General features: G+C 60.4%; 19 protein-coding genes. 8 read left to right on the forward strand and 11 right to left on the reverse strand.

Translation table 11 applies throughout. The features are described from left to right. The first annotated feature begins 2 nt into the window (after positions 1-2). Positions 3-701, forward strand: a complete 699-nt coding sequence (locus FNZ07_RS08350; protein WP_091015893.1) for an MBL fold metallo-hydrolase — start codon at positions 3-5, stop codon at positions 699-701. 108 nt (positions 702-809) lie between these two features. After that, positions 810-1,385, forward strand: a complete 576-nt coding sequence (locus FNZ07_RS08355; protein WP_091015895.1) for a GNAT family N-acetyltransferase — start codon at positions 810-812, stop codon at positions 1,383-1,385. A 3-nt stretch (positions 1,386-1,388) separates the two neighbouring features. On the opposite strand, the gene FNZ07_RS08360 is transcribed toward FNZ07_RS08355, so the two are convergent. After that, the gene (locus FNZ07_RS08360) at positions 1,389-2,270 is read right to left on the reverse strand and encodes a LysR family transcriptional regulator (RefSeq protein ID WP_091015430.1); all 882 of its coding nucleotides are present in this window, start codon (positions 2,268-2,270) and stop codon (positions 1,389-1,391) included. 131 nt (positions 2,271-2,401) lie between these two features. Here FNZ07_RS08360 and FNZ07_RS08365 point away from each other — a divergent pair, with 131 nt between their 5' ends. Beyond that, positions 2,402-3,565 (forward strand): C45 family autoproteolytic acyltransferase/hydolase, encoded by a 1,164-nt coding sequence (locus FNZ07_RS08365; RefSeq protein ID WP_091015433.1) that lies wholly within the window; start codon positions 2,402-2,404, stop codon positions 3,563-3,565. A 38-nt stretch (positions 3,566-3,603) separates the two neighbouring features. Here the strand turns inward: FNZ07_RS08365 and FNZ07_RS08370 are convergent, their stop codons facing one another. Beyond that, positions 3,604-5,868 (reverse strand): right-handed parallel beta-helix repeat-containing protein, encoded by a 2,265-nt coding sequence (locus FNZ07_RS08370; RefSeq protein ID WP_143098116.1) that lies wholly within the window; start codon positions 5,866-5,868, stop codon positions 3,604-3,606. 565 nt (positions 5,869-6,433) lie between these two features. Here FNZ07_RS08370 and FNZ07_RS08375 point away from each other — a divergent pair. Continuing rightward, entirely contained in the window at positions 6,434-6,982 is a 549-nt protein-coding gene (locus FNZ07_RS08375; protein ID WP_091015439.1) for a DinB family protein, read from the forward strand. Here the strand turns inward: FNZ07_RS08375 and FNZ07_RS08380 are convergent. The 4 genes from FNZ07_RS08380 to argG form a co-directional block, all read right to left on the reverse strand. Next, positions 6,954-7,595: a DsbA family oxidoreductase gene (locus tag FNZ07_RS08380; RefSeq protein WP_091015442.1), complete on the reverse strand. Its 642-nt coding sequence runs from the start codon at positions 7,593-7,595 to the stop codon at positions 6,954-6,956. The genes FNZ07_RS08375 and FNZ07_RS08380 overlap by 29 nt on opposite strands. Before the next feature lie 119 nt (positions 7,596-7,714). Continuing rightward, complete coding sequence (locus tag FNZ07_RS08385; protein WP_091015445.1) at positions 7,715-8,458, reverse strand: SDR family NAD(P)-dependent oxidoreductase; 744 nt, start codon at positions 8,456-8,458, stop codon at positions 7,715-7,717. Between the two features lie 62 nt (positions 8,459-8,520). Continuing rightward, positions 8,521-9,315, reverse strand: coding sequence for a hypothetical protein (locus FNZ07_RS08390; protein ID WP_091015898.1), 795 nt, complete (start codon positions 9,313-9,315; stop codon positions 8,521-8,523). 37 nt (positions 9,316-9,352) lie between these two features. Continuing rightward, positions 9,353-10,687, reverse strand: coding sequence for an argininosuccinate synthase (gene argG, locus FNZ07_RS08395; RefSeq protein ID WP_091015448.1), 1,335 nt, complete (start codon positions 10,685-10,687; stop codon positions 9,353-9,355). Positions 10,688-11,055: 368 nt separating this feature from the next. Between argG and FNZ07_RS08400 the strand changes: the two genes are divergently transcribed. Next, the gene (locus FNZ07_RS08400; RefSeq protein ID WP_091015450.1) at positions 11,056-11,487 is read left to right on the forward strand and encodes an Lrp/AsnC family transcriptional regulator; all 432 of its coding nucleotides are present in this window, start codon (positions 11,056-11,058) and stop codon (positions 11,485-11,487) included. Positions 11,488-11,516: 29 nt separating this feature from the next. Continuing rightward, a complete protein-coding gene (locus FNZ07_RS08405) occupies positions 11,517-12,275 on the forward strand; it encodes a dimethylarginine dimethylaminohydrolase family protein (protein WP_091015452.1) in 759 nt (252 codons plus the stop codon). A gap of 134 nt (positions 12,276-12,409) precedes the next feature. Here FNZ07_RS08405 and FNZ07_RS08410 read toward each other — a convergent pair whose 3' ends face one another. Continuing rightward, complete coding sequence (locus tag FNZ07_RS08410) at positions 12,410-13,693, reverse strand: cystathionine gamma-synthase family protein (protein WP_091015455.1); 1,284 nt, start codon at positions 13,691-13,693, stop codon at positions 12,410-12,412. A gap of 36 nt (positions 13,694-13,729) precedes the next feature. After that, entirely contained in the window at positions 13,730-14,755 is a 1,026-nt protein-coding gene (locus FNZ07_RS08415; protein WP_407670684.1) for an AraC family transcriptional regulator, read from the reverse strand. Between the two features lie 142 nt (positions 14,756-14,897). Here FNZ07_RS08415 and FNZ07_RS08420 point away from each other — a divergent pair, with 142 nt between their 5' ends. Then, entirely contained in the window at positions 14,898-16,106 is a 1,209-nt protein-coding gene (locus FNZ07_RS08420) for an MFS transporter (protein ID WP_143098117.1), read from the forward strand. Positions 16,107-16,111: 5 nt separating this feature from the next. On the opposite strand, the gene FNZ07_RS08425 is transcribed toward FNZ07_RS08420, so the two are convergent. The 3 genes from FNZ07_RS08425 to FNZ07_RS08435 all read right to left on the reverse strand — a co-directional run bounded on the left by FNZ07_RS08425 (position 16,112) and on the right by FNZ07_RS08435 (position 18,670). Continuing rightward, positions 16,112-16,648 (reverse strand): hypothetical protein, encoded by a 537-nt coding sequence (locus FNZ07_RS08425; RefSeq protein WP_143098118.1) that lies wholly within the window; start codon positions 16,646-16,648, stop codon positions 16,112-16,114. Between the two features lie 107 nt (positions 16,649-16,755). After that, complete coding sequence (locus FNZ07_RS08430; protein WP_091015460.1) at positions 16,756-18,024, reverse strand: dicarboxylate/amino acid:cation symporter; 1,269 nt, start codon at positions 18,022-18,024, stop codon at positions 16,756-16,758. Next, complete coding sequence (locus tag FNZ07_RS08435; protein ID WP_091015905.1) at positions 18,008-18,670, reverse strand: GntR family transcriptional regulator; 663 nt, start codon at positions 18,668-18,670, stop codon at positions 18,008-18,010. The genes FNZ07_RS08430 and FNZ07_RS08435 overlap by 17 nt, the downstream gene beginning before the upstream one ends. A gap of 318 nt (positions 18,671-18,988) precedes the next feature. Between FNZ07_RS08435 and FNZ07_RS08440 the strand changes: the two genes are divergently transcribed. Further along, positions 18,989-19,474, forward strand: a complete 486-nt coding sequence (locus FNZ07_RS08440; protein ID WP_091015463.1) for a GNAT family N-acetyltransferase — start codon at positions 18,989-18,991, stop codon at positions 19,472-19,474. Positions 19,475-19,671: the final 197 nt, after the last annotated feature.

The following is a 19,671-nucleotide window of genomic DNA, read 5'->3' on the forward strand; positions in this document are numbered from 1 at the left end:
ACATGCTGTTTCATCAATTCTTCGATTCCGCCTCAAGCACCTACACCTATGTGCTCGCCTCCCGTGCAGGAGGCGAAGCGCTCATCATCGATCCCGTCAAAGAGCATCTGCATGCGTATCTGGGCATCATCGAGCGGCTGGATCTGCGCCTCGTTCATGCGATCGACACGCATACGCATGCTGACCACATAACCGCGCTCGGCGATCTTCGCGACGCGACGCACTGCTGCACGATCATGGGTGAGCGATCGAAAGCAGAGTGTGTGTCGCGACGTGTCAGCGAAGGGGAGGTTTTGCGCGCGGATGGGATTCAATTGCGTGCGCTCTACACACCCGGTCACACGGACGAGTCGTTTAGCTTCGTGTTGAACCCCGATGCACCGGCGGCGGTGTTCACAGGGGATGTGCTTCTAATCGGCGGGACGGGGCGCACGGATTTTCAGGGCGGCGACGCCGAACAGTCGTGGGATTCGATCGTCAACAAGCTTTTTACGCTGCCGGACATCACGGTCGTCTATCCCGCTCATGACTATCGAGGGCGAACGTCGACGAGCATCGGTGAAGAGAAGGTAGCGAATCCACGTATAACGGGGAAATCGAAGGCCGAGTACGTCGAAATCATGAACGGCCTGAATCTCGCGGACCCGAAGATGATGGATGTCGCTATTCCGGCGAATCTGCGGTGTGGGCGGGGCGATTGAGAGCTTGTTTGGGAGACCGCTGCAACCGCTTGGTCTGATACAGACAGTTGTCCGTTGAAGGCTCGCATGTTCAAATCGTCCGATCTACTTCCAGTTCCCGATCTCGCCATGCCATTTTTCGCGCCCGTTACGCTGACCACTTCACGCCTTGTTCTGCGGCCGCTCCGTCATGAAGACGCGCCGGCGCTGTTCGCCATCTGGTCGGATGTGGAAGCGATGCGCTACTTCGCATTTCCGGCGATGACGCATCTGGATCAGGCAACGGATCGTATCGAGCGCAAATTGAAGGTATCCGCTAGCGGCCAGGATCTGGTTTGCGTGCTTGAACTGCAGGCAACCGGTGAAGCGATCGGCACTTGCGATCTCTTTCATGTTGACGAGCAATGTCGGCGCGCAGAGATCGGCTTTAGTCTGCAACGCAAGCACTGGGGCAGTGGGTATATGACCGAGGCAGTGTCCGCGGTGATCGGGCACGCGTTCGGCAAACCAGGTTTGCGCAGGATCGAAGCGGATATCGATCCCCGCAATATCGCTTCGGCAGGGCTGCTCGAACGACTCGGATTTCTCCGCGAAGGGCTGTTGCGCGAGCGCTGGTTAGTCGGTGACGAAGTTTCAGATAGCGCACTGTATGGGCTCCTTGCGAGGGATTATCAGTCTTGCAACACGCTACCCACGCCAGCCTGAACCTCAAGCCTGAATCAGCGCCTGCACAAGCTGCGCCCGCAAAACCGACGTGATATGCGGCTGACGATGCCCCTCGAGAATGCCAATGACACGCCGCCATCCCGGAACCGGCAGCGGCAGCACATCGAGCAACGTATCCTTCGACCACTGAACGTGCCTGAGCTGCGGCACGATCGACACGCCGACATTCTGCCGAACCAGTTCGATGATTGCCGCGATTGAATTCACTTCGAGCACGTCGTTGGTTTTCACGTGCATGCGTCGCAGTACACGCTCCACATTCGCGCCCGTCAGCGAACGACGCTCGAACCGGATGAACGGTTGCGCTTGCAGAAGCGCTAGCGAATCTTCGTCGGCGGAGCGGATCAATGCGCTTGCCAGCAGCACCAGCGGTTCGTCATAGAGCGGTGTCCAACGCTCCGATGTCGTGTCGGCACGCACCATCTCGACAGCCAGTGCGCCATCGATCTCGCCGCTACGTACCCGGCGCAGGAGATCGGCGGAATCTCCGAACACCAGACGCACATTCAACTCGGGATAGCGCGCCTTTAACGCGATCACGTTGTTCGAAAGAAATCCCATCGCCGAGCCCGTTGCTCCGACCGTAATCGAGCCCGCGAGGTTGTCGGTGGTATCGGCGCCGAGTATCAGCGAATCGTAAGCGGCGACGACGCGACTCGCGTGAACCACCAGCGCGCGACCGGCTTCATTGAGCCGGATCATCCGGCGTGACCGGTCGAATAGCGGGCGGCGACATTCCTCTTCGAGCGTTCTCATCTGTTGTCCAACGGCTGCTTGCGTCAACGCCATGCGATCGGCAGCAGCGGCCAGCGAGCCGTATTTCTCGACCGCGAGAAAGGTGCGTAGCGTGCGGATTTCACTCATCTTGCGTCTCGCAGGTAGCCTGTCATGCCGGCAATTCTAAAGTTTCGGTTTATCAAACAGAAACAAAAATGTATTTTTATTTTTGCTTTCAGAAGCTCAGAATTGCGGCACACCTTTCGTGACGAACAACCATGCAAACAATCGCTCCCTTTCCCTTTGTTTCCGTGACCGGTGGCGCCTTTGAGCGAGGTCGCCAGTATGGCAAACAGGCGGCAGACCGGATTCGCAAAAGTGCCGACATGTATGGTCGTACGCTTGAAAATCTTGGCTATAGCGCGGCATCTCGAGACAAGTTGATCCTGTCGTTCGCAAAGAGCATCGGCGAATTCGGTGCGCACTACCTCGACGAAATGCACGGCATTGCCGAGGGCTCCGGTGTGCCGTTCGCAGACATCGTGATGATCAATGCGCGCACCGAAGTGCTCGCCAAAGCGCGCGCGGAGAAGGTGCCCGGCGTCGATGAAGAAGGCGGCGACGGATGTACCGGCGCCTTGATTCTTCCCGAGCGATCGGCGACAGGGCGCCTGATTCACGGGCAGAACTGGGACTGGCGTGCCGACTGTGTCGAAACCGGAGTTGTCCTGCGCGTGCACAACGACGACGGTCCCGACTTCCTCACGTTCGTCGAAGCGGGTGGCCTCGCGCGCAGCGGACTCAACAGCGCCGGGGTATCGATCACCGCCAATTATCTGGAGTCTTCACGCGACTTCGAAAGCCTTGGTGTTCCGTTGTCGCTGCTGCGTCGTAGCGCGCTCGAGCAGTCCGTTTTCGCGAATGCGTTGAAGATCGTGGCAACGACACCGAAGTCCTGTTCGAACAACGTGATGCTCGGTATGGCGGAGGGCTTTGGCATCGATCTCGAGTGCGCGCCCGATGAGCACTTCCCCATCTATCCCGGCGACGATCAACTGATCGTGCATGCGAATCATTGGGTCAGTCCGGTCGCCCGATCGAAGCTGGTCGATACGGGTTGCGAGAATTCGCCCGATAGCCACTATCGCGACTGGCGCGTGCGCAAGCTTTTGAATCAATCGGGGTTGATCGGCAGAGAGGAACTCAAACAGGCGCTGTTCGATTCATTCGGTACGCCGTTCGCGGTGTGCCGCCCGCCAAGACCCGGAACCCGCCATTCCACGACTGCAACGGTGGCGATGGTCGTTATGGAACCCGCGCTCGGCGAGATGGACGTTGCGCCGCTGCCGGCACTGAACCGAACGTTCACGCGCTATAGCCTGACGGCGGACCCGGTTCGGCTGGATGACCAGAATTCGAATCATCCAGCCGGGCGTGCCTGAGCGAACTGCTGCACTCGCCAAGTGTGAATCGTTACATCCTAAGGGGCGATATAGACACCGTTCATGGTGGCGTATGTACCCGACAACTTGGTCACGGTGATGGTGTGCTGGCCCCGAGTCAGCAATGGCGACGTATACACAGCTACGTTGGAGTGTCGTTCGCCATCGGCGGGTACCGTATTCACGACTTGTTGCGCGCCACCGTCGATAGCGATACCAAGGTTGCCCTGATCGATGTATTGCTCACCGAACACCTGGATGGCCGTGCCGGTAAATGACATGGTCATCGTATCGCTGTTGTTCATCGTGTAATGAAGGTCATGCAGGTAGTCATAGAAGGACGACCGGTTGTTGACCGCTTGCCATGAACCGCTGTAGGTGATCTGCGATGAATTGTCGCCAATGCGACCATTGATGCTGCTTTCCGTGATGGCGTCGCGAATTCTTTTTCGTCCCGCATGATCGAGCAAGGTTGAGGGAATGTCCGACATGGCGGTGATGGTGACGTTGCCGCTGTCGTTGCTGGCATCGACAGGAAGCGGCGGACAGGTGTTGTAATCGTTCAACGCCGCATCGACATAATTCCCGGTGATCCAGAAGTGCCCTGTGGGCTCGCATCCGCCCTGGACAGATTTAAACGGGCCGATCGAGTTAAAGGACGCATTGCCTTTCCAGTTGATCCACTCCGAACCGGCATCGTCGTAGTAGGTTCTCATGACGTTATTGCTGTTGTAAGCGACATTGCCGGTCACCTGCATACCATGAGCCAGAGTGGCCACCGGGTCGATCGTCACGCCATCCGATTTGTACTGATACTGCGCCTGATGGCCTTCGATGTATATCGCGCCTCCGTCTGTCAGCCCTTCCATGTAGTCATGCAACAGATTGTCACTGAGGGTATTGCTGTCATTGACGTTGGTCGAGTTGTCAGGATGAGCGGAATTGTCGACATGCCCCTGGATGACACCGGCGGTAATGGCCGAGTAGGGCACGTCGTGAATTTCGTTTTGCGTGACAACGGTCTTTCGGCCGAACAGCAAGGTGATGCCGCATGCGGAAGGATAGTCGGTGCCGACGTTGTGAATCAGGTTACCGATGATCTTGTTATCCCTCATGATCTCGTTTGCACCGATCACATCGTTTGCGACCAATGCCAGATCGGGATTGCAGTTCTGCTTGATAACCGCGGCGTCCGATGAATGAGTGGGAGTCGGGTCGGACGTGCAGCCCATCAGGATCCCCGTCGAAGCAATCGAGGCGAACTCGTTGTTGCGGATCAGGTTATTCGACGATCCGTACATGAACGCGAGGCCCGCGCCTCCAAGATCGATGAAGCGATTCCCGGTGAACGAAATGTGATTCGATGCGCTGAAACTGACGTTGGCCAGCGGCTGCGTCAATGCGCCCCAAGGACACGAACCGGCAGGGCTGGAGAAATTGCACATGCCCTGATTGCCGCCGGTGCTCGTCATCCGCAGATTGCTTTGAACGTCGGCAAATCCGGCTGAGGTAGATGGATCGTTCCACGTCGCGTAGGAAAACTGCAGCCCGGAGAATGTCACGTCATGCAATGGGTGGGCTAGCGATCCCGCTCCCTGAACGAGGGTCTCCAGGCGGGGAAGCTCCACATCCAGTGCCGCGATCTGCTGCCCGGGCAGGGGCTCGTAGTAAAGGACATTCGCCCTCGAATCGAGAAACCACTGGCCTGGCTGGATCAAGGCTTGGGCATTCTGAATCGACGACGGCATCGTGCTCGAATTCATCGATGGAAGACCGCCGCTGGGCTGTGCGAACGAGACCCGGCTGGTGACATTGGTCCAGCAGGGCTGCGCCATGGTCAGCGTGCCGTTCGAATAGCTCGTTACCCTGCACCGCGATTCAGTCCAGGCACCATTGCCCTGCGTAAAGACAAACTCGAGATTGGCAATCTGCGCCGCATTCAGCGTGGCGAACCAGGCCATGGCCACACTGTCGTTAGCGATGCTGTAGCCGGTCGCCGAGCCTGTCCATCCGCCGAGAAATCCAAGCTGGTCGGGCGTCCGCTGTGCCACGAGTGCGGGTGCGCCGTTGATGTAGAGCTGTCGGGAGTTGCTGCCGGCCGGCGCGGGCGCTGACCATATGCCGCTGGTACCCGATTGCGACCATCCTGTGACCTGCGTCGCGCCGGAGATCACCGGGTGCGCACCGGTCATCGCTCTCCACACGACCGGATGACCAGGCGTTCCGGAATCTGCTGGACCGAATTTCAACGGGCTTGCGAGCCTATATATGCCATCGGCAAGCTGAACCTGCACGTCGGTCACACCAGAAGACCCTCGGGATCGCACGGCCGACTGGGCGCCGCTCAGATCGCAAGGGGCGCTTCGCGAACAGTCGCCCGATGACCCGGATGGACTCGCATATAGCATCCTCGACGCGGTATTCGACGTGCTCGGCGATGCGGCGTTTTGCGCAGCCAGTTCGGCTCTCGACTGGCTTGTGCTATCTCCATCGCCTCCACAACCTGCCAGTACCACGCTAATACCAACAACCACCGTTCGAAATAATCTGTACATCACCGCCGATGAGCGTAGCGGGGCGTTGCCCTTCACTGAACTGACTGGAGTCATGGGGTGTTCCCTCTGTTCGTGATCGCGCCGACATTACATTTATCGATAAAGGGGTGTGGCTAGTTCTCGGATTTTTATGTTGAAGTTCGCATATGAATAAACAATTCATACGCGAACGCTATCTTAAGTGCGACGCACCAAGACATTAGGGTTTTTGCTAATCCCTGTTCGTCGTTCTCAATGTCTGGAAATCCGCACGGCCTGCTAACGTCGGGTTCTCTATCAACCCCGAAGCAACACGCCATTCTGGAAAGCCACAATGAGTGCACGAGCGCTTCTGATTTCTCTATTCCGCTACAAGGCATGGGCCGACGAAGGGCTGATTGCAGGGCTGGCCAGGCTTGAGGATGAGTCGCCAAACGACGAGTACTACACGGCGGTTAGCATCCTCAATCACGCCCACGTCGTCGATCGGATTTTCGTCGCGAATCTTCAGCGCGTGCGGCACGCCTATACGAACACAGGTACGGCCGAGGCGCCGAAACTGGACGATTTATCGAGAGCGATCACGGAAACGGATCAGTGGTATATCGCGTACGTTGAACGTCTGGGCGAGACGGAACTCACCGAAGCGATTGAGTTTCTCTTCACAGACGGAACGCCTGGGCGAATGTCGCGCGAGGAAATGCTTGGACATGTCGTCACGCACGCCGGATACCACCGCGGCGAAGTCGGCCGAATCTTGACTCAGCTCACGACGTCCTCACCGCGGGACACTTTTACTGGCTATCTGCACGAAGTCGAGCCCGCGCGTCGTGCTTTGCCGGGCGAACGGCACACTACGCTTCCGCCAGAACCCGTTCGATGATCTGTTCGAACGCTTCGACCGGTTGCCCGCCGCTCACCAGGTAGCGATTGTTGAAGATGAACGCGGGTACCGACTGAATACCCATTGCCTGGTATTTGCGTTCTTCTGCGCGAACCTCGTCGGCATACTGTCCGCTTTGCAGCACACCGCGCGCGTCTTCCGCATCGAGCCCTACCGATTGCGCCGCTTCGACAAGCACTTCGTGATTGCTCGGGTCTTTACCGTCGGAATGATAGGCGCGCAGCAGCGCCATTTTGAGCGGCACCTGCTTGCCCTGAATGCCGGCCCAATGCATCAGGCGGTGTGCATCGAACGTGTTGTAGACGTGATCGCGCGATCCGAACACGAAGCCGACGCTCGCACCGCGCTCGCGGATCATCGCTTGCGATTCGGCGATCTGTTCCGGTGTGCGTCCATATTTTTTGCCGAGATAGTCGACGATGGCTTCGCCACCGGGTCCCATCTGCGGATTCAGTTCGAACGGATGCACGGCGATTTGCGCGTCGACCGTTTCGTCGAGGCGCGATAGTGCGAGCTGGAGCGAAGACAGGCCGACTGCGCACCATGGGCAGGCGACATCGGAGACGAGATCGATGGTGATGGTTTGTTTCATTGCTTTCCTGACGGGATAACGTGCAGTGCAGCCAGGCTGGCATCGCACTGAATTTCCGCACAGGTTAGCTCGAAACGCCGATTCTTGCAGTGACGCCCGGATGGTCCCGCATGCGCGTGCTACGTGAGATTGAGCCCGCCGTCCGAAAGAAGGATCTCGCCCGTCAGATAGTCCGAGGCGACCAGCAATGACACCGCCTGAGCGATGTCTTCGGGACTCGCTGCCCGGCGCATCGGTGCTCGCTCTTTCCAGAGCCGCTGCGCTTGCGTCCAGTCCGCCGTGAGAGGCGTATCCACGAGCCCAGGAGCGACCGCATTCACGCGGATAGCAGGCGCCAGCGACACAGCAAGCAAACGGGTCACATGGTTTAACGCGGCCTTGCTCGCTGCGTAAGGAATAGACGCGCCCTTGGGCCGAACCCCGGCATGCGAGCTTACGTTCACGACGCAACCCGGTTTTCCACGTGTAGCAGCTTCGCGCAGCGCCGCTTCAGCTTCCGCCACCAGACGAAACGGCGCGACCACGTTGACTTCATGCAACTCGTGCCACACGTCCGGTGTGGCCGCAGCGAGATCGGCATGAGGGATAACGCGGCTGATTCCTGCGTTGTTCACCAGCACATCGAGTCGACCCCACGCGGCAATGGCTTCCCGAATCAACTTCACGCGGTCCGCGTCATCGGCGAGATCGGCTTGCACGTACGTGGCGGAGCCGAGTTCACTGGCGAGCGCGCGTCCCGTTTCGACCGAACTGCGCGAATGCAGGACGATGGCGTATCCATCCATTGAGAGCCGGCGGGCGATCGCAGCACCGATACCGGAAGTCGAACCAGTGACAAGCGCAACGGGCAGCGAAGTTTTCATGGCGGTGCGAGAGATGGTTTTTAGATCGACCGACTTCGTACGGGTGAGTTCGGTTTGAACGACTACGCTGTCGTAACCGCACGTTGCTTGTCGAGGTTCGCACGCCACGCCAGCGCAATTTTCCTGCTACTCCATTGCACCAGCATCGCTAGCGCGGCAGCTTCTGCAAACGCCACGACGGCAGGCTGATGCAGCAACGCGAACGACAGAAGCAAACAGAACGCGGCAAACGAAAATCTGCCGAGCACCATGCCGCGCAACAACGACACGACAAAATCGGGCCCGTGCGCGCGATGTGACGATACCGACAGGACGGTTCCAAGCAGCGGGAAGACTGCGAACAAACCGCTCCACGTGGGGCCCATCCGCCCCGATAGCGACGTCACCACGATCGTAAGCGTTGCGCCGGCAACCATTCTGCCGATCAGATCGGAGCGTGTGAGCGGCGACCCCGCCGCGACAGCCGCGCTACGCGGCAAAAACGACTGGCCGAAGCAGACCGCGGCAAACGCCACAACAGCAGCCCATATCGGCGATGTCGGTAGAAACGAAAGGGCAAACGCGCAAACGAACCACGTGCAGAGACCGGCAACGAGCGCAACCGGCCACGGACGCGAACGGCACGTCCATGCGTAAGCGAAGTTGAACGCTTCCGACGCGAGGATCGCAGAGAGAGAAAGTATCGCCGCACGCGCACCGAAAACCGGGCCGTGCGCGAGGACGAGAAGATAAAGAATCGGACCGGCTACGACGGGTAGACCGGCCAGCCACCCAGCGATGGCCGGCCCCCACCACTTACCCGACATCGAGACGATGAGCAGAAACAGCGGGACGAGCGTGAGCTTGAGCGCAAGCATGCCGGTCATCGTCGCGGGCTCCGCTTATTTGCCTTGCTTACTTGCTGTCGTCCTTCAGTTCCGGCAGAGCCGACGTGTCACCCGGTGTCAGCAAACCGACCTTGGCGTAGACCTGAAGCTTGTCGCGCGTGTCGGTGATATCCAGATTTCGCATGGTCAACTGCCCGATCCGGTCGCGCGGCGAGAACGTCGACGCTACCTTTTCCATCGACAGCCGTTCGGGCTGATAGGTGAGGTTCGGCGAGCGGGTGTTCACGATCGAATAGTCGTTGCCGCGACGCAGCTCAATCGTCACTTCGCCGGTGATCGCACGGGCGACCCAGCGTTGTGCTGTTTCGCGCAGCATGATCGCCTGCGGATCGAACCAGCGACCCTGGTACAGCAGACGTCCGAGCCGGCGACCGCTTTCGCGATACTGCTCGATCGTGTCTTCGTTGTGGATGCCCGTGACGAGGCGTTCGTACGCGATGTACAGCAGTGCGAGCCCCGGTGCTTCGTAAATGCCGCGGCTCTTCGCTTCGATGATCCGGTTTTCGATCTGATCGCTCATGCCGAGTCCGTGACGTCCGCCGATACGGTTTGCTTCGAGCAGCAGTTCGACCGCATCCGTAAACTCGACGCCGTTCAGTGCGACCGGCCGGCCTTCGTCGAAACGGACCGTGACCTGTTCGCGCGCGATCTGCACGTCGTCGCGCCAGAACGCCACGCCCATGATCGGGTTGACGATCTGGATGCCGCTTTCAAGGCTCTCGAGATCCTTCGCTTCGTGCGTCGCGCCGAGCAGATTGGAGTCGGTCGAATAGGCTTTTTCTGCGGACATCTTGTAGCCGAATCCTGCCTTGTGCATGAATTCGGACATCTCCGCGCGGCCACCGAGTTCGTCGATGAACGCCTGATCGAGCCACGGTTTGTAGATCTTCAGGTCCGGGTTCACGAGCAGGCCATAGCGATAAAACCGCTCGATGTCGTTGCCCTTATAGGTGCTGCCGTCGCCCCAGATATTCACGCCGTCCTGCTTCATCGCGGCGACGAGCATGGTGCCCGTTACAGCGCGGCCGATCGGCGTCGTGTTGAAATAGGTCACGCCGGCCGTCGAAATATGGAACGCGCCCGACTGCAACGCCGCAATGCCTTCAGCGACGAGCTGGGCCCGGCAATCGATCAAGCGGGCATTTTCCGCGCCATATTGCATCGCCTTGCGCGGGATCTCGTCGTAATCCTGCTCGTCGGGCTGGCCCAGATTTGCCGTGTACGCGTACGGTACGGCGCCTTTGATGCGCATCCAGTGCAGCGCCGCGCTGGTATCGAGGCCGCCGGAGAACGCGATGCCCACGCGTTGTTGCAGCGGAAGGCTTTCGAGAATAGTAGTCATCTGAGGATTGCCTGGTTGAAGGTGACGCAAGAACTAAAGGATGAGGTTGCGGCGCGATGCGGCTCGATAGGGCTGATTCAATGGACGATTTTCGGCGATCTCGGTGTCGTTGTCGAATCCGTTATCGATGGCCTGTTACTTGTCCACGGCCGTGTGCCCCGCTCGATAGACGCATTATTTCTAAAATTCTGGCCAGCAAAAAGCCGGCAATAGTGTCAGTTTTGTCGATAAAATAAGCAAAATGCTACATTGCGCCGGCAATATGATCGATTCGTGCTGGCGCGATCAACGCGGCCAGTACTGCAAACACCTTATGCCGGAGCGCTCCATTGTGCCGACCGGCTTCGCTCCACCATGAGGACGCACACATGATTGCGCTCGACGACATCGACCGGCAACTCATCGCGCTGCTGCGCGACAATGCGCGGCTGCCGGTCGTCGCGCTTGCGAAGGAACTGCGGGTCGCGCGCGCGACCGTGCAGAACCGGATGACGCGACTCGAACAGGGCGGTGTGATCGTCGGCTATACGGTGCGGCTGAAGGCGAGCGCGGAGCGCCACCGGATCCGCGCGCTGATGTCGATTGCCGTGCAGGGCAATCGGGCCGCGTCGGTCGTCAAGGTGCTGCGCGGTCACCCGAACGTCGCGACGATTCATAGCACGAACGGCCGTTGGGACATGGTCGCGGAGCTGCAGGCGGATTCGCTGGAGAGCTTCGATCGCGTTCTTGGGACGATTCGTTTGATCGATGGGATCGCGACCACTGAGACGAGCATCTTGCTTTCAACGCACAAGGCGTGAGTTTGCCGAACCGGTCAGGAGGATTTTCGATGCATTTCACGAAGGCAATCGTCCGTTGTCCCGCTGCATCGTGCGGCGCGGGCCTCACCACTGCGCAGTCGGGTGCCCCCGACTACGCCAGGACACTGACGCAATTCCAGGCCTACTGCGACGCGTTTCGTTCGCTCGGTGTCGAACTGATCGAACTGCCGACGCTCGACGCATTTCCGGACGGCCATTTCGTCGAGGACGTCGCCGTTGTCACCGCGGAATTCGCGGTCATCACGCGTCCCGGCGCACCCGCGCGGCGCGGCGAGATCGATTCGATTGCTACGCCGCTTGCTGCGCATCGTAGCTTGCTACCGATGCATGACGGGCGGCTTGACGGCGGCGATGTGATGCAGGTCGACAAACGTTTTTACATCGGACTGTCGGGTCGCACGGATGCGGCCGGTATCGCCGCGTTCGAGGCACTCGTCGCGCCACACGGCTACACCGTCGAAGCGATTCCTCTCGAAGCCGGGCTGCATCTGAAATCGGTGCTCAACTATCTTGGCGACGATGTGCTGCTCGTGACCGAGGCGCTCGCGGGGCATCGCGCGTTCGATGGTTTTCGCCGGATCGTGATCGACACCGCCGACGAATATGCGTGCAACACGCTGCCGGTTAACGGTGCGCTGCTAACGCCTGCCGGTTATCCGCGCGTGCACGAGAAGATCGCTGCGCTCGATATGCCGGTGCACGTGCTCGACGCGAGCGAATTCCACAAGATGGATGGCGGATTAACGTGCCTGTCGCTGCGGTTCTAACCGGGTCCGGCGCAACGATTCCATACGATAGGACGTTTGCCGGACCATCGGGGCTCATTGGGACTCATCGGAACATGAGCGTTTAGATGCGAGGCGCCTCGCACGGCCGTGGCCGGCGAGGCGCCGTCACACGCTCAGCAATGCTCCAGCGCATTCGACAGATCGGCGATCAGATCGTCCGGGTGCTCGAGTCCAACCGAGACGCGAATCAATCCCTCGGACACCCCCGCGGCGGCGCGCGCCGCGGCCGGCACGCCCGAGTGCGTCGTCGACGCCGGATGACAGATCAGCGATTCCGTGCCGCCCAGACTGACCGCCGACTTGAACAGCGTCAGACCATTGATAAACCTGAACGCCTGTTCACGACCACCATCGAGCACAAACGCAAACGTCGATCCCGGCCCCGTACATTGCCGTCGATAAACGGCCTGGTACGCTGGATCATCGTTCAGTTCGGAGTGCAATACCTTAACCGGCCGATGCGGATTGTCCGCAAGCCATCGTGCGACGGCGGTGCCGCTACGCGCAGCGGCTTCCATCCGCAGCACGAGCGTTTCCATTGAACGCGTGATCATCCACGACGAGTGCGGATCGAGTTGCGAGCCGAGCGAGCTGCGAATGCCGCGCACCTTGGTGACGAGGGCGCGCGTACCTGTCACGCCACCCGCGACGAGATCGCTGTGTCCGCCGACGTACTTCGTCAGCGAATACACGCAGAGGTCGATGCCTTGCTTGACCGGCTTCTGGTACAGCGGCCCGAGCATCGTGTTGTCGCACACCGAAAGCGGACGATAGCCGTGACGCGTTTCGAACGCATCGATCTCGCGACGCAATCCTTCGAGATCGAACAACGCGTTGGTCGGATTGGCCGGCGTCTCGATGTAGCACATGCGCACGTGGCCTCTTTTCGCGGCGGCTTCGAGTGCGTCGCGAATCGCATCCGTCGACAGACCGTCGTCGATCACCTGCGCGGTAATGCCCCATTCGGGAAGAAACTTCGAGATCAGCGTTTCAGTGCCGCCGTACAGCGGGGCCGACTGCACGACACAGTCGCCCGGGCGCAGAAATGCGAGCAGCACCGCGGCAATCGCCGACATGCCGCTCGACGTCACCACGGCCGATTCGGAACCGTCGAGCAGCGCGAGCCGGTCCTCGACGATTTCCAGATTCGGATGATTGAAACGGCTGTAGACGAGCCCCGCGCTTTCACCTTCCGGCGAGGGCTTGCGACCGGAGACCATATCGAAGAAGTCGGCGCCGTCCTCCGCGGTACGGAACGCGAACGTCGATGTCAGAAACACAGGCGGCTTGACCGAGCCTTCCGAGAGGAAGGGATCGTAGCCATACGACATCATCTGTGTCTCGGGATGCAGATCGCGGCCGGCGATCGTGCGCTTATGGTAGTTGCGATAGGCCATTGATGGCTCCACTTGAGATTGTACGGTTCGGCGTTTTTAGTCGACCGCCGCTACATCCTGCGCGCGCACTGCGCCCGGCGATTGTCCCACGACGCGCTTGAAGGCGCGGCTAAAAGCTGCGAGCGAACCGTACCCCAGGCGATACGCAACCGTTTCGATCGATTCGCGATCGCGGGTGATCCATTGCGATGCGAGACGCATGCGCAATTCGGTCAGATAGCGCACCGGCGTCATGCCCGTTGCAGCCAGAAAACGCTCGGCGAAGACGGAGCGCGAGTGACCCATCTCGGAGGCCAGTTCCGCGACTGTCCAGTTGCGGCCCGGATCGCGATGCAACGCGACGATCGCACGACCGAGGCGCGGATCGCGCAGGGCCTGCACCCAGCCCGTTGCGTCGCCGCAGCCGCACTCGACCCAGCCGCGCACGATGAACGCGGCGATGACATCCGCAAGCCGCGCGAGGATGCCGGCGAAGCCCGCTCGTTCGCCGCAGGATTCGCGTTCCATGGCATCGAGCATCGGCCGGATTTCCGGGTAGCGTTCGAGCAGCGTGCCGACATGCATCACCTCGGGCATCGCGGCGACGAGCGGCTGCATGCCGCCCAGATCGAGCTCCATGCAGCCGCTGAAGATCAATGCGTCGTCGGCGCCGGCGGATGCTTCGCTTGCGTCTTTTCCTTTGCTTGTGTCCGCGGGGGCACCGTGTTTCGCGGTGTCGACCTGAGTCACGGAATCGCATAGCGGTGCGGTCTCGAACGCAGTGATCGCGCGGCTCGGCACGTCCAGTGCGGAGAGCAGTTCGTGTGCGGCGCCATGCGGCAGCAACAGCGCGTCGCCGGCTTCGAGCCGGTAGGTCTCGCTGGCCGTGCGCAGTACAACCGGCCCGCGACCGACAAAGTGAAACTGGGCTCGCCCCGGCACGGTACCGAAGGCGATACCGAACGGGCGTGCGACCTGAATGCGTCGGTAGCGCACGCCAAAGAGGCGCATGCCGAGCAGCAGATCGCTGATGAGGTCGTGGGAATCGGATTGCTGCGGCATATGCGTCACCTGCGAAGTCATCTTCAAATCCCCGAGTGGTGTGGACAGTATCGGGTCCGGACGATAGATCAAGGATAGCGGATTTTATGTCATAGACCGTCCTGCCGCTTATCCTTACACTGTGCCCTCATCGAGTAAACCCGTATTCGGAGCGCAACGAAGCATGGACACCACTATCCAGGTCGCGGAGGCCTTATCGGTCGAGCAGGGCGAGAAACCGGCGTGGGGTGCCGTCTTCTCGATGACGCTCGGCGTTTTTGCCCTGGTCACGGCGGAGTTTCTGCCCGCCAGCCTGCTCACGCCGATCGCGTCGAGCCTCGGCGTGACCGAGGGCGTGGCGGGGCAGGCGGTCACGATGACCGCGGCCGTCGCACTCGTAACGAGCCTGCTGACCGCCACGCTGACGCGCAGCATCGACAGGAGGCGCGTGTTGCTCGCATTCACGATGTTGCTGATCGCGTCGAACCTGGTGGTCGGTTTCGCCACGAACCTGCCGGCCATCCTGATCGGACGCGTGCTGCTCGGCGTGGCGCTTGGCGGTTTCTGGACGATGTCGGCGGCGACCGCGATGCGGCTCGTTCCGCCAGCGATGGTGCCGCGCGCGCTGTCGATCATCTTCAGCGGCGTGTCTGTCGCGACGATTGCCGCCGCGCCGCTCGGTAGTTACTTCGGCAACCTGATCGGCTGGCGCAGCGTGTTTCTGATCGCAGCCGCGCTCGGCGTGCTCGCGCTCGTCTGGCAGGCCGCCACCTTACCGAAGATGGCGCCGAACGGAGCGACGCGGCTACGCACACTGATCGACGTGCTGATGCGACCGACGGTCGGACTCGGCATGCTCGCCACGATCCTGGTGTTCACCGGACACTTCGCGTTCTTCACCTACTTGCGGCCTTTTCTGGAGACCGTGTCGGGCGTCGGCGTGAACGGCCTGTCAGGGATTCTGCTGGGCTACGGCGTGGCGAACTTCGTCGGTACGTCGCTGGCTGGCCGGCTGCTCGAACGCAACCTGCGACTGACGTTGATTGCGATGCCGGCGGCGATGATCTTGATCGGTGTGGCGCTCGTCAGCCTGGGGCGTGCGCCGGTCGCCGATGCTGTGTTGATCGCGCTATGGGGCGTGGCGTTCGGCGGCGTGCCGGTGGCGTGGTCCACCTGGGTCACGCGGACCGTACCCGATGAGGCGGAAAGCGCGGGCGGCCTGATCGTCGCGGCCGTTCAGCTGGCGATCTCAATAGGCGCGGCAGCGGGTGGCGTCGTGTTCGACGTGAGCGGGGCGAAGGGCGTGTTCATGGGAAGTGCCGCAGTGCTGGTCGTGGCCGTGCTTGCGATACTTTCCGGTGTGCCGGCCAATGCGGCGGCACACCGGGGGTAACCTCACTAGCCACGTTGCTGCAAGTCGTCGGCGAGGTCTGTGGTGCCTGACTGGCACGTGCCTTTCGACGACCTGTCCATGGTGCCTGGCAGCGCCGATGCAGCTGCAAGCGCGCCGCGACAATCGCCGATGATCGTCGCGATCCGGTCGGCGACATCGCCTGGCACCGCGTCGTTGCCGCAATCGCAGATGATCGTCGCGAGCTGGTCGGCGACGTCGCCCAGTACCGGGTCGCCGCCCTTTGCGTGGGCCGTGTGTGCCTGTTCCCAGATCGTCGTCAGTTCGTGCATCAGTGCCGGCGAGAGGCCGTGGCGCGATACGCTTCGCCCGGCGCCGCGCTCGCCGACCGACGCACGGATCGCGCCCTCGGCCCGCATCAGACTGGTGAAGGGGTCCGCCAGCGCAGTGCTGCTGTGCTGGCGCGACGGCGCAGCCCGCAGGCGGTTTGTCTGCTCTCTATACACGGGCCGCAGACGCGCGACCGGTGCCGCACTGGACGTTGCTCCGCGGTTTCGAGCTTGCCGTAGAACACGGGCAGCCATGGTGTAGCTCCTCAAAAATCATCCGTGGTTAGGTCGATGCGGGTGTTCGCAACACCTGCGTCGACCGCTCTGGTTTCTCTGCTCTCGCGCTGTCTCAAGTCATCCCGTTACGTGTTTTCACGCAGCGAGCCCAACGGTCCAGCCGTTCGCTCGTCGGTTGCGGGCCCGCTGTAGGGCTCGCCAGAAATCCGCATGGCAACCGCAGTCGCAACGGTGCTTGCGTACACGTTCAGTGCGGTACGTCCCATGTCGAAGAATGCGTCGATGCCGAGGATCAGCAGCACGGCTTCGGCCGGCAAACCGACCGCCGAGAGAATGGCTGTGATGGCGACGATGGCACCCGACGGAACGTTGGCCGCACCGTCGATCGTGATGATGGTCAGCACGACGATGGTGAACATCACCGGCCAGCTCCATGCGAGGTGATAGGCGTCCGCCAGATAACCGACTGCGAGCGCCGTATATAGCACCGCGCCATCGCGATTGAAGATGTACGAAAGCGGCAGGATGGTCGACGCGACGGACTGCGGAACACCCATTTCCGTCAGCCTCTTCAGGTGCACGGGGAAGGTGATTTCCGAGGACCGTGTGCTGAACGCGAGGATCAGCGGTTCGCTGACCTGCTTGATGACCGCGCGCGGCGACAGGCCGATCAGTTTGAGGATCAGCGTGAGCACGATGGCGAGGACGGCCATGCCGAGATACGCGATGCCGAGCAGCTTGATCAGCGGTGTGATGGCGGACACGCCTTTCGACGCCAGCAACCAGGCAATGCTGGCGAACACGGCGAACGGCGACAGCGCGATGACCCATTCGATCATCTTGAACAGCGCGGCCAGAAACGACTCGAGAACCGCCACCAGCGGCGCCGCGCGATCTTCGACCACCGAGAGCGCCGATCCCAGCAACACGCCGAAGACAAGCACCGGCAACGCATTACCTTCGACCAGCGCACCGACGATATTCGCCGGCACCATATCCACGAGGAACTTCGTCCAGTCGATACCCCCCGCGAGGTTCGCCGGCATTGCGGCAGTCTCTGCGAGGCTGGCCCCGAGGCCTGGGCGGAACAGCAGATTGAGCCCGAGTCCCAGCGAGCTCGCCAGCAGCGTCATGATCACGAAAAACACGATGCTCCAGAGGGCAGTCTTACCGAGGTGCGCGCGTTGCACGCCAGCCCGAAACGTCCCCAGCGTGACGGACAAAAGAATCAGCGGCATGACGACCATCTTGATCCCATGCGCGAAAATCGTGGAGATAAACGCGAGCTTCGTGCTGATCCCCGGCACGAAGAGTCCAAAGACGATGCCGAGCCCAAGCCCCGCCAGCATCTGTAACGGCATTGATATTCTTTTTCGATTATTTGGCAGATTCATGTTGCGTCCGGATTAAATTAATTCGTGCATCAGTTGCATCGACGATGTGATTCCACATATGCCGGCGTGCTTCTTCCGGCTCTTTCGCCTTGATTGCTTTATAGATATTCAGATGCTCCAGCGTTCCGCGCCGCACCGTGGCCGCGTCGTGGTGCTGTAGTTCGTTGAGCGCCGGTCCCGTCTGCGCCCGCAGCACCTTGTAAGTCGTGAACAGTCGTTCGTTCCGGCAGGCAGCGAACATCTCCTGATGGAATACCCAGCCGTGGCGCTGCTCGGCCATTACGTTGGTCGATTGCTGATCGAGCAGCCGCAGCAATTCCTCCATCGCGTGGTTCAGGCCGTCGGTTGGGCCGTTCGCCGCAGCCAGGTAGGCGGCCGTGCTCTCGAGAGCCAGGCGCACCTCGAAAATTTCGCGTAGATCGTTGGTGGTCGGTGCGGTGACGTAGGTTCCTTTCTTGGGGATGGCCTCGACCAGCCCTTCGACGATCAGGCGCTGTATCGCAGAGCGGACCGGCGTGTGTCCAAGCATCAGGTTGTCGGCTATGCTTCGGGGCGATACCGGGTCGCCGGGCGCCAGCCGCCCGTCGAGTATTCGCGAGCGAATCTGGATGTAGGCGGCCTGAGTATCGGATTGTGGCGCTTCCATCATCTGAGATCTCAGTGGAGTTTTTCACATGGATGGCAAAAGGATTTGCAGAGATGATTACGCTCTTGCGGACAACGTGCAACCGTTATTTTCACCGAAAAAAGCAGTCTCAGGAATAACGGGCGTGTCTTGATTTAAGGCGCATAGCGTCGGGGTATCCGCCAGGATTGTTGGCGATACCAGCGTGTGCGTATTGGATACCGCAGGATACTGCGCGTGGGTTTGCGGGCGCGAATGTGTATGTGCGGATCATATAAATGATGTTGTGGATTCGTAAAAGCTCGGTTAATTTTGTTTGATGACAGGGGGACTCTCGTTATGTCGTTTGACCGATCGCTTTTCTCAATCCGTTCCGTTTCCGCAGAACGGGTTTTTCCACTTCGAAGCACGATCCTGCTGGACGGCAATACAGAGGCTAGCCATTTTCGCGGTGACGATGAGGCGTCGACCCTGCATCTGGCCGTCTACGATCAGGATGCAATCGTTGCTGTTGCAACCGTATGTCAGGAAGCGTTTCCAGGTTCGCCGGGAGATACGGCGTGGCGCCTGCGAGGGGTCGCCGTCGAGCCGAAGTGGCAGGGATACGGCCTTGGCCGTCTGATGATCAAGCTGTGTATCGATCACGCACAGCATAAAGGTGGACGACTGGTCTGGTGCACCGCACGAGAAAGCGCGCTGGGATTCTACGATTCGATCGGTTTTGCGTCGTCGTCGCCGCCGTTCACGCTACCGTCAAGAGCCGGGGTGCTGTTCTATGAAATGCACTACGTGCTGCCGGGCAAACCTGCGCCGGACGTCGAATGATTGGGTTGCCGGGACTGCGGCAGGTTGAAAAAATGTCAAAAAAATATCGGTGGAAACGCTGTACCTGGACGATTGAGCACGGCAAAAGGACCACCGGGTTTTTCCTGCGATAAACAGACAGATCTGCTTGCGGCGAAATGCACGCTTTACTTCCGGCTTTCAACGGGAAAACAGCCGGCCTCATCATCGCTTTCATT

Origin of the sequence: Paraburkholderia megapolitana (assembly GCF_007556815.1) — a bacterium.
GTDB lineage: Bacteria > Pseudomonadota > Gammaproteobacteria > Burkholderiales > Burkholderiaceae > Paraburkholderia > Paraburkholderia megapolitana.